Origin of the sequence: Stenotrophomonas sp. BR163, from assembly GCF_047520985.2 — a bacterium.
Lineage (GTDB): Bacteria > Pseudomonadota > Gammaproteobacteria > Xanthomonadales > Xanthomonadaceae > Stenotrophomonas > Stenotrophomonas sepilia.
Map to the genome: position 1 here is coordinate 54,418 of NZ_JAXBRE020000021.1, position 9,402 is coordinate 63,819.

Annotated in this window: 8 protein-coding genes; 2 read left to right on the top strand and 6 right to left on the bottom strand. The window is 68.6% G+C overall.

The window, feature by feature from the left end; genetic code table 11:
- The first annotated feature begins 117 nt into the window (after nucleotides 1-117).
- Nucleotides 118-1,482: a 2-oxoadipate dioxygenase/decarboxylase HglS gene (gene hglS, locus ACM0PY_RS16070; protein WP_180886023.1), complete on the top strand. Its 1,365-nt coding sequence runs from the start codon at nucleotides 118-120 to the stop codon at nucleotides 1,480-1,482.
- A 48-nt stretch (nucleotides 1,483-1,530) separates the two neighbouring features.
- Here the strand turns inward: hglS and scpC are convergent, their stop codons facing one another.
- Nucleotides 1,531-3,045: a succinyl-CoA:acetate CoA-transferase ScpC gene (scpC, locus tag ACM0PY_RS16075; protein WP_021202957.1), complete on the bottom strand. Its 1,515-nt coding sequence runs from the start codon at nucleotides 3,043-3,045 to the stop codon at nucleotides 1,531-1,533.
- Between the two features lie 386 nt (nucleotides 3,046-3,431).
- On the opposite strand from scpC, the gene glnE reads away from it, so the two are divergent.
- Nucleotides 3,432-6,227: a bifunctional [glutamate--ammonia ligase]-adenylyl-L-tyrosine phosphorylase/[glutamate--ammonia-ligase] adenylyltransferase gene (glnE, locus tag ACM0PY_RS16080; protein WP_180886338.1), complete on the top strand. Its 2,796-nt coding sequence runs from the start codon at nucleotides 3,432-3,434 to the stop codon at nucleotides 6,225-6,227.
- A gap of 175 nt (nucleotides 6,228-6,402) precedes the next feature.
- Here glnE and ACM0PY_RS16085 read toward each other — a convergent pair whose 3' ends face one another.
- The 5 genes from ACM0PY_RS16085 to ACM0PY_RS16105 all read right to left on the bottom strand — a co-directional run bounded on the left by ACM0PY_RS16085 (nucleotide 6,403) and on the right by ACM0PY_RS16105 (nucleotide 9,238).
- Nucleotides 6,403-6,963, bottom strand: a complete 561-nt coding sequence (locus tag ACM0PY_RS16085; RefSeq protein ID WP_065179558.1) for a queuosine precursor transporter — start codon at nucleotides 6,961-6,963, stop codon at nucleotides 6,403-6,405.
- 76 nt (nucleotides 6,964-7,039) lie between these two features.
- Entirely contained in the window at nucleotides 7,040-7,552 is a 513-nt protein-coding gene (locus ACM0PY_RS16090; RefSeq protein WP_180886340.1) for a hypothetical protein, read from the bottom strand.
- Between the two features lie 32 nt (nucleotides 7,553-7,584).
- On the bottom strand, nucleotides 7,585-8,088 hold the full coding sequence (locus ACM0PY_RS16095; RefSeq protein ID WP_180886341.1) for a hypothetical protein: 504 nt from the start codon (nucleotides 8,086-8,088) through the stop codon (nucleotides 7,585-7,587).
- 19 nt (nucleotides 8,089-8,107) lie between these two features.
- Nucleotides 8,108-8,959 carry a DUF2145 domain-containing protein gene (locus ACM0PY_RS16100; RefSeq protein WP_180886343.1) on the bottom strand — a complete coding sequence of 284 codons (852 nt, stop codon included), beginning with the start codon at nucleotides 8,957-8,959 and terminating at the stop codon, nucleotides 8,108-8,110.
- 48 nt (nucleotides 8,960-9,007) lie between these two features.
- The gene (locus ACM0PY_RS16105; RefSeq protein WP_005415044.1) at nucleotides 9,008-9,238 is read right to left on the bottom strand and encodes a hypothetical protein; all 231 of its coding nucleotides are present in this window, start codon (nucleotides 9,236-9,238) and stop codon (nucleotides 9,008-9,010) included.
- Nucleotides 9,239-9,402: the final 164 nt, after the last annotated feature.

Genomic DNA, 9,402 nt, shown 5'->3' on the forward strand with positions numbered 1-9,402 from the left:
CCCCCCCCCCCCCCCCCACTACCGGTTTCCTTATGTTGCTCTGCGTATCGCCGCCGCCACGCGCTCCGGCGACAATACGGGTCCGAGCTGTTCCCCGTTCCCGTAATCGAGTGACTGATGAGCGCCTCTTTCGTTTCGCCTGATGTGATCCGCCGCCTGTTCGCGCAGGCCATGTCCCGCATGTACCGCACCGAAGTGCCGCTGTACGGCACGCTGGTGGAACTGGTGGAGCGGATCAACGCGCAGGTGCTTGCCCATGACCCGGCGCTGGCCGCGCAGCTGCAGCGCAACGACGAGCGTGCGCGGCTGGATGAAGAGCGTCATGGCGCGATCCGCGTCGGTACCGTGCAGGAACTGGCCACGCTGCGCCGCCTGTTCGCGGTGATGGGCATGTATCCGGTCGGCTACTACGACCTGTCGGTGGCCGGCGTGCCGGTCCACTCCACCGCGTTCCGCCCGCTGACCGGCGCGGCGCTGGCGCAGAATCCGTTCCGCGTGTTCACCTCGCTGCTGCGCCTTGAGCTGATCGAAGACGAAGCGCTGCGTGCCGAGTCGGCGAAGATCCTGGCACGCCGCCGCATCTTCACCGACGGCGCGCTGGCGCTGATCGACCAGGCCGAGCGCGACGGTGGCCTGTCGCAGGCCGATGCCGAGCGTTTCGTCCAGGAGGCGCTGGAAACCTTCCGCTGGCACGGCGATGCCACGGTCGACCTGCCGACCTACCACGCCCTGCACAACGCGCACCGCCTGGTGGCTGACGTGGTCAGTTTCCGCGGCCCACACATCAACCACCTGACCCCGCGCACGCTGGACATCGACGCTGCACAGGCGGCAATGATCGAGCACGGCATGGCGGCCAAGGCGGTGATTGAAGGCCCGCCGCGTCGTGCCTGCCCGATCCTGCTGCGCCAGACCAGCTTCAAGGCGCTGGAAGAGGCCGTGCACTTCCCGGATGCCGAAGGGGGTGATGCCGGCACCCATACCGCGCGCTTCGGCGAGATCGAACAACGCGGCCTGGCGCTGACCCCGAAGGGCCGCGCGCTGTACGACCAGCTGTTGTCGCAGGCTCGCGACGCCGGTGGCGAAGGCAGCACCGGCGGCGACTACGGCCAGCGCCTGCAGGCGGTGTTCGCCAGCTTCCCGGATGACCATGACACCCTGCGCCAGGAAGGCCTGGGGTATTACCGCTACCAGCTTACCGACGCCGGCCGCGCCGCGCCGGAGCGCGTGGCCGATCTGCCCGCTGAAGTGCTGGTGGCCGCCGGCCTGGCGACGGCTGACCCGATCGTCTACGAGGATTTCCTGCCGGTCAGCGCCGCAGGCATTTTCCAGTCGAACCTGGGTGGCGAAGAACAGCGCGCCTATGCCGCGCATGCCAACCGCGAGGCCTTCGAGCAGGCATTGGGCGTGGCGGTGAACGACGAGTTCGAGATCTACGAGCGGCTGCAGGCCGAATCGCTGGCGAGCCTGCGCACCGCGTGAAGGTAGAGCCGGCCGCTGGCCGGCTCTACCCGACGTCCGTAGCGGGCGTCAGCCCTTCATCGTTCCGGTATCCAGCCAGCGCTGGTGCCACGACAGCGCTTCCGGCAGCAGATGCGGGGTGTGCTTGCCGTAGCTCTCGCGGCTGGCACGGTCGAAGTAATCCTGCAACTGCGGGCGGAAATCCGGGTGCGCGCAGTTGTCGATCAGCACCTGCGCGCGCTTGCGCGGGGTCAGCCCGCGCAGGTCGGCCAGGCCCTGTTCGGTGACGATCACCGACACATCGTGCTCGGTGTGATCGACATGGCTGGCCATCGGCACGATCGCCGAGATGGTGCCGTTCTTGGCGGTGGACGGGCTCAGGAACGCCGACAGGAAACCATTGCGGGCAAAGTCACCCGAACCGCCGATGCCGTTCATGATCCGCGTGCCCATCACGTGCGTCGAATTGACGTTGCCGTAGATGTCCACCTCGATCATGCCGTTCATGCCGATGCAGCCCAGGCGGCGCACCAGTTCCGGATGGTTGGAGATTTCCTGCGTGCGCATGATGATGCGCTCGCGGTAGAAATCGATGTTCTCCTTGAATGTCTCGTTGGCCTGCGGGCTCAGCGCGAAGCCGGTGCACGAGGCGTAGCTCAGCACGCCGTCGCGCAGCAGGTCGAGCATGCCGTCCTGGATCACTTCGGTGAACGCGGCCAGGTCGCGGAAACCACTCTTGGCCAGGCCGGCCAGCACGGCGTTGGGGATGTTGCCCACGCCCGACTGCAGCGGCAGCAGGTTCGGCGGCAGGCGGCCCTTCTTCACCTCGTGCTTGAGGAACTCGATCAGGTGCGAGGCGATCTGTTCGCTGGTCGCATCGATCGGGCTGAACGGGCTGTTGCGGTCCGGGCCATTGGTACGCACCACGGCCACGATCTTGTCCGGGTCGCAGCGCAGCGCGGTATCGCCGATGCGGTCGTTGGCGTTCACCAGCGGAATCGGCTTGCGGTGCGGCGGCAGCGCGGTGCCGTAGTAGATGTCGTGCATGCCGTCAACGCCGGCCGGCTGCCATTCGTTGACCTCGACGATCACCTTCCTGGCCAGGTCCAGCCAGGTCTTGTTGTTGCCGACCGAAGTGGAGGGCACCAGCGAACCGTCCTCGCGGATGGCCGAGACTTCGATCACGGCGGTGTCGATCTCGCCGTAGAAACCGAACCACACGTGCTGGGCAACGTGGCTGAGGTGGATGTCGATGTAATCCAGCTTGCCCTCGTTGATGCGGTTGCGCGCGTCCGGGTCGCTCTGGAACGGCATGCGCATGGCGATGCCATCGGCCTTGGCCAGCGCGCCATCGAGCTCCGGCGCGGTCGAGGCGCCGGTCATCAGCTTGATCTGGAAGGGATTACCCTGGGCGTGCACCGCTTCGATGCGGCGGGCCAGTTCGACGGGAACGGCCTTGGGATACCCGGAGCCGGTAAAGCCGCTCATGGCCACGGTTTCACCGGGCTGGATCAGCGCGGCTGCGGCCTCGGCGGAGACCACGCGGTCACGGAGACGCGCGTTGGCGATGCGATCAACAGACATGACGACAGTGTTTCTGGGGGGAATCCCGATTATCGGCCATCCTCATCCGTACGGGGGGTTCTACCTTCGTGGAATGGCTTTTCCCCCAGGGGCTCACCCATACCCACCGGTTCTGTTTTGCAGTGCAGCGTGCAAAGTGCTTTCGCAGCCCGCACGATGGCCCTGCATCCCGACGTGGGGGAGGGAGCAGAGCCCGCTGGCAGTTCGCTGCAAGCGGGCTTTTTTATTGCCTGTCGCCCAGTATGAATGCGCGGCTCCCCTTCAGGGTCGGATCCTTTTGCCAAGGGCAAAAGGCTCTGACCCCACCAGCGGCATCAAGCGGCGGCATCTCGGGGGCAGAGCCCTTCGCCGTTGGCAAAGGGATCCGACCCCGCGAGAATCAGGGCATGACCCTCGCCCCCGCTGACCTGCCCGCCCCGCTGCAGCCCCTTGTCGACCGCGCCCTGGCGCGCCTGGCCCAGGTCCTGCCCGAGCCCGTTCCTGCCGAACTGCTGCCGCTGCTGACCCGACTGGCGGTGGCCAGCGACTTCGCGCTGGACACCCTGGTGCGGCAACCGGCGCTGCTGACGCAGCTGGCTACCCCCGGTTGCCCGCCGATCCCGCCACCGGTGCTCGATCCGCTGCAGCCCAGCGACTGGCCGGCGCAGATCCGGCGCTGGCGTACTGCCATGTCGACGCGGCTGATCTGGCGCGACCTGACCGGCCTGGACGACGTGGCACAGACCCTGGCTGGCGCCACCACCCTGGCCGAGGACTGCCTGCGGCTGGCGCTGGACGCGCTGCAGCAGGAATTCGCCCAGCGGCACGGTGTGGTCCGCGATGGCGAAGGCGCCGCGCAGCAGCTGGTGGTGTTCGGCCTCGGCAAGCTCGGCGGCGGCGAGCTCAACTTCAGTTCCGATATCGACCTGGTCTACGCCTATCCGCACGGCGGCGAATCCGACGGCCCGCGCGCGCTGGCCGCCGAAGAGTATTTCGCCCGCCTCGGCCAGCGCCTGGCCAAGCTGCTGGACGAAACCACCGTCGATGGCTTCAGCCACCGCGTTGACCTGCGCCTGCGCCCGTTCGGCAGCGCCGGCCGCGTCGCGCTGTCGTTCGCGGCGATGGACCAGTATTTCCAGCGCGAAGGCCGCGACTGGGAGCGCTATGCGTGGCTGAAGGCGCGCGCGGTCGCCGGTGATATCGAGGCCGGCGAAGCGTGGCTGCAGACCCTGCGCCCGTTCGTGTACCGCCGCTACCTGGATTTCACTGCGCTCGATGGCCTGCGCGAGATGAAGGCGGCGATCACCGCCGAAGTCGCGCGCCGCGAGTTGCACGAAGACATCAAGCGCGGCGCCGGTGGCATCCGCGAGATCGAGTTCCTGTGCCAGGCGCTGCAGCTGATCCGCGGTGGCCGCGAACCTGCGCTGCGCGAGCGCCGCCTGCTGGTGGCGCTGGACGCGCTGGTAGCTGCGGGGCAGATCGCGCCCGAGGACGGCAGTGCGCTGCGCGAGGCCTACCTGTTCCTGCGCCGCCTGGAGAACCGCCTGCAGATGCTGCGCGATGCGCAGACCCACGTGCTGCCCAGCGATGTACTGGACCGGCAGCGCATCGCCGTCGGCCTCGGCTACGCGGACTGGGACGTGCTGCGCGCGGCGCTGGCCGAACAGCAGCAGCGGGTCAGTACCGAATTCGCCGCGCTGCTGGCACCGCGCAAGGGCCAGGCCGCGCCCGACGCGCTGGCCAATTACTGGCGTAGCCTGCCCGAGGCCAGCAACGCGCCATTGCTGGCCGAAGCCGGTTTCCTCGATGCCAATGGCGCCGACCAGTCATTGCGTGACTTCGCGCAGGGCACCGGCGTGAAGTCATTATCCGATGCGGCGCGTGCGCGGCTGGATCGCGTACTGCCCGCGTTGCTGCATGCGGCAACGCGTTCGCCGCAACCCGACGCCGCGCTCAGGCGCGTGCTTGGCCTGCTGCAGGCGGTGCTGCGCCGGACCAGCTATCTCGCGCTGCTGGACGAACAGCCCAGCGCGCTGGCGCGGTTGGTCGACGTGCTGGCGCGCAGCGCGCTGCTGGCCGAGCGGCTGGCCGCGTACCCGCTGCTGCTGGACGAACTGCTGGACGTGCGCGTGTCCGGGCCGATGCCCGATGCGGCCGGCATGCTGGCCGAGTGCCAGCAGGTGCTGGCGGTGGAAGATCCCGAATCGGCACTGCGCTGGCTCAACGAGACGCGGCTGGCGCTCAGCTTCCGCATGGCGATGGCCACGCTGGATGGCCGCCAGGGTGCGGTGGACAGCACGCGGCAACTGGCCGAGCTGGCGCAGGCGGTGGTCACCACCGTGCTGGCGATGGCCGAGGCGGACATGCGCGCCGCGCACGGCGGGATTCCCGGTGGACGTTTCGCGATCATCGGCTACGGCAGCCTCGGCGGGCTTGAGCTGGGCTTCGGTTCCGACCTGGACCTGGTGTTCCTGCACGACAACCCGGCTGGCGTGGAGGCCAGCGATGGCGCACGTCCGCTGGAACCGGGGCGCTGGTATGCACGGCTGGCACAGAAGGTGATGGCGCTGCTTGGTGCGGTCACCGCCGCCGGGCGCCTGTACGACATCGACGTGCGCCTGCGCCCGGACGGTGGCAAGGGTTCACTGGTGTCTTCGTTGGCCAGCTACACCGAATACCAGCGCGAACGCGCGTGGACCTGGGAACACCAGGCCCTGGTGCGCGCACGCGGTGTGGCCGGTGATGCCAGTCTGCTGGCCGATTTCGAACAGGTGCGTGCACAGACACTGGGTCGTGAGCGCGATCCGGCCACGCTGTATGCCGATGTGCTGAAGATGCGCGGCCGCATGCGCACTGAACTGGACCGCAGCGATGCCGCGCGGCTGGACCTGAAACAGGGTGCCGGTGGCGTGGTGGACCTGGAGTTCCTGCTGCAGACCGGCGTGCTGGCGCGTAGTGCGCAGCATGCGGCGTTGCTGCAGCCACGCGACACGCCGTCGCTGATCGATGCGCTGGCGATTGCCGGTTTCCTGCCGGAAGACACTGCGCAAGCACTGCATGGCGCGCATGCCACGCTGCTCGACGTGGGCCTGGCCTGCACGCTGGACCGTCGCCCGCGACTGGCACCGACCACGCCAGCGATTGAAGACGCGTGTGCGGCGATTACGGCGGCGTGCAGAGCGGCGGAGCTGCCGTTCGGGTGAGTGGGTGCACCCATTAGAGCAATTGCCCGGGGATGATCCGCTGTTGGTAGGTGCCGACCGTTGGTCGGCACAATCTGTCAGCGGTGATGAACTCTGTTGGAGCGTGCCGACCAACGGTCGGCACCTACCGTGCTCATGTGCCATCCAAGGTCGGCACCTACCAGAGCATGTGCGTTCAGCTGGCGGCGCGCAGCGGCGCCATCTTCCACAGCAGCGCGCGGAACGGGGCCAGCAGGCACACGCCGATCGCCAGCTTCACTGCCAGGTCGCCGGCTGCCCAGCTCACCCACGGCAGGGTGGAACCGGCAAACGCGATCGACCAGAAAATGGTGGTATCCACCGTCGCACTGCAGGTCGTGGCCACCATCGGTGCGCGCCACCAGCTGCCACGGCGCAGGCGGTCGAACACGGTGATATCCAGCAACTGCGCCACGATGAAGGCCGAGCACGAGGCAACGGCGATGCGCGGCGTGGCCACCCAGATCGACAGCAGCACCGCCACCGCGAAGCCGATCCACGCTACGCGGCGCGCCGGGCCCGGGCCGAAGCGGCGGTTGATCAGGTTGCTGACCAGGAACGCGACCGGATAACTGAAGGCACCCCAGGTCAGCCAGTCGTTGATCGGGTACTGCACCAGCACGTTGGACAGCAGCACCACCGCGCCCATCGCCAATACCGCCAGCACCAGGGCGCGGGCGGTCAGCGGGGCAAACACAGGGGCAGGACGCACGGACATCGCGAGCCAGGGGGGACAAAGGGGATCGCCCATTATCCGCCCGGCCCGCGGCAAAGCCAAAACCGCTTGTTCAGCTTTACAAAGCTTCGCTCATCACATCGCCCGCGGCGTAGGCCGTCGGCACGTAGGCCAGCGCCTGGCCCCGTGCGCTCTTCACGGTCCAGCCGGCACCGGCCTCGGTGGGGTCGAAATGCACCTGCTGGCCGACCACGAAGGCCGCCGTCTGGTCTTCATGCACGCGCGCCGGCCAGCGCAGGGTGGCGGTCTGATCGGCCTTGCCGGGCACCTGCAGCTGCACCTGGCGCTCGCCCGCCGCCGTGGTCTCCACCTTTTTCACTTCCATTGGCGGCAGCGGCACCGCCTTGGTGCGGGCAACCCTGCCATTGCGTTCGCTGGCCTTGAACGGCGCCTTGGACAGTTCGGACAGGCCCGCCGACGCAGCGAGCGGCACCGAGACTACGATCAGCGAGGTGATCAGCACGCTGGCCTCGCTGCTGTTCAACTGCGACGCGGCGCCGGCATGGACGGTGGGCACCAGCAGCGCGGAGAGCAGCACTGCAGAAGCGCGAACGCGCAGGCAACGGAACATGGAGACCTCCTGGTCAGCGTGGGGACGGCGGCTCAGCGCCGGGTATCGAAGATATCGCGCGGGCCGGTGGCCTCGGGCAGGTATTCCAGCGGGCGGCCCTGGTTGTCCTTCAGCTGCCAGCCCTGGTCGTTGCCGGTCGGCTCGAAGTTCACGGTCTGGCCCACGGTGAACTGCACAGCCGGGTCGCCGATGCCGCGCGGGTACTGCATCGATGCGGTGTTCTGCGGATCGTTGGCATCACGCAGCAGCACTTCGCGGCGGCCATCGACGGTGGTGGCGATGGCACTCACCTCCATCTGCGGCAGCTTGATCTGCTGCGGGCGGGCCAGCGGCTGGCCGGCATCGGCCGCATCCTGGGCTTCCTTCGCTGCTGCGGCGCGGGCCGAGGCCACCATCTGCGTGGACATTTCCAGGCTCGGTCCCTGCGGGCCCGGGTCATGGATGATCACGATGCGGCGTTCGGCGTGGGCGGCCGTCGACCAGGCCAGGCCGGTGACGATCACCATCGACAACACAGAGGCAAGCAGCGGACGCATATCGTTCTCCTAGCGGGATTCAGGGCGTGGCGGCAGTGGCACCGGCCACCGGCACATGGGGGATCACCAGTTCCTGCTGCAGCTGGCTGCGCTGGTGCAGGAAGTCGAACACCGATTCCACCGTCACCACCGAATAGTTGCCGGAGATGCGTTCGCCGGCCGGATGGTCGGTGGTGGTGGCGTTGGCCACGAACAGGCGCGCACCCACGCGCTTGCCGAGGCCGATATGCAGCACGCTGGGCTGGTACTTCTGCTGGCGCAGCCACTGCTGTGCCTGTTCGCGCTTGACGATGGCCGGCGCGCCTTCGGCCTGCGCCATCGCCGCCGCCAGCACTTCCAGCACCCACTGGTTGGAGTTCTGGTAGTCGGTGGCGAACGGGTAGGCGACCACGTTGTACTTCGCTTCGTGCAGCGCCTTGGGCTGGATCGAGGGCGACACAAGCATCGCGCGCAGCGCCGCACGCAAGGGGGCCGACGGCACGCCGATGCGCAGGTCGGTATGGCCGCCGCTCTCGCCGACGAAGTTGCCGAGGCCCTCGTGGTACAGCTGCGAGCGGTCGGTCTTGCAGCGGTTGAGCAGGTGCATCGCGCGCCAGCGGCCGTCGTCCTCGCGCAGCAGGAACGCCAGGTGGCTGTGGCGCAGGCCGTAGCGGCGCAGGTCCTGGCCACCGCGCGCGGCCACCACCACGTCCACCTCGGGCAGCGCGTCCAGGCGTTCGGCGGTGGTCCAGGCCACGTCCAGCATCGCCGCCTGCGACGCCACGCTCGGGTAGCGCTCGCGGCAGGCGGTGCTGTCGGCCCAGGCCGCTGCGGTCGCCAGCAGGCTGGCGATCAGCAGCGCGGCGCGGCGCAGGCGGGAAAAACGATCCATGTCGGTACCTTCAACGGCGGGCAGGCCCGCGCGCCGATCATACGCTGCTCAGCGCAGCGGGCGATCCACGCCCTTGCGCTGGAGTTCCCTGTCGCAGGCATCGCTGATCGGGGCGATCGGCAGCGGCGGGCGCTCGCCCGTCTTCGGATCGCGCAGCGCCGGCTGTTCGCGGTACGCATCCAGCTGCTGCTGGCATTGATAGGAGATCGGGTCCAGCTCGGTGGGCGCGGTCGAACACGCGGCGAGCAGGGCCAGGGGCAGCAGGAGCAGGGTACGCATGAAGGCATTCGGTCCGGTGGAGGACACCGGACTCTAACGGTATGGGCGGATTGAAATGTTCAGAAATCGCTGCGCACCCCGGTAGTGGGGGGGGGGGGGGGGGGGGGGGGGGGGGGGGGGGGGGGGGGGGGGGGGGGGGGGGGGGGGGGGGGGGGGGGGGCGGC

Bases quoted from the DNA above. Each gene is read 5' to 3' on its own strand.
- hglS (WP_180886023.1), top strand. From the start codon at position 118: ATGAGCGCCTCTTTCGTTTCGCCTGATGTGATCCGCCGCCTGTTCGCG.
- scpC (WP_021202957.1), bottom strand. From the start codon at position 3,045: ATGTCTGTTGATCGCATCGCCAACGCGCGTCTCCGTGACCGCGTGGTC.
- glnE (WP_180886338.1), top strand. From the start codon at position 3,432: ATGACCCTCGCCCCCGCTGACCTGCCCGCCCCGCTGCAGCCCCTTGTC.
- ACM0PY_RS16085 (WP_065179558.1), bottom strand. From the start codon at position 6,963: ATGTCCGTGCGTCCTGCCCCTGTGTTTGCCCCGCTGACCGCCCGCGCC.
- ACM0PY_RS16090 (WP_180886340.1), bottom strand. From the start codon at position 7,552: ATGTTCCGTTGCCTGCGCGTTCGCGCTTCTGCAGTGCTGCTCTCCGCG.
- ACM0PY_RS16095 (WP_180886341.1), bottom strand. From the start codon at position 8,088: ATGCGTCCGCTGCTTGCCTCTGTGTTGTCGATGGTGATCGTCACCGGC.
- ACM0PY_RS16100 (WP_180886343.1), bottom strand. From the start codon at position 8,959: ATGGATCGTTTTTCCCGCCTGCGCCGCGCCGCGCTGCTGATCGCCAGC.
- ACM0PY_RS16105 (WP_005415044.1), bottom strand. From the start codon at position 9,238: ATGCGTACCCTGCTCCTGCTGCCCCTGGCCCTGCTCGCCGCGTGTTCG.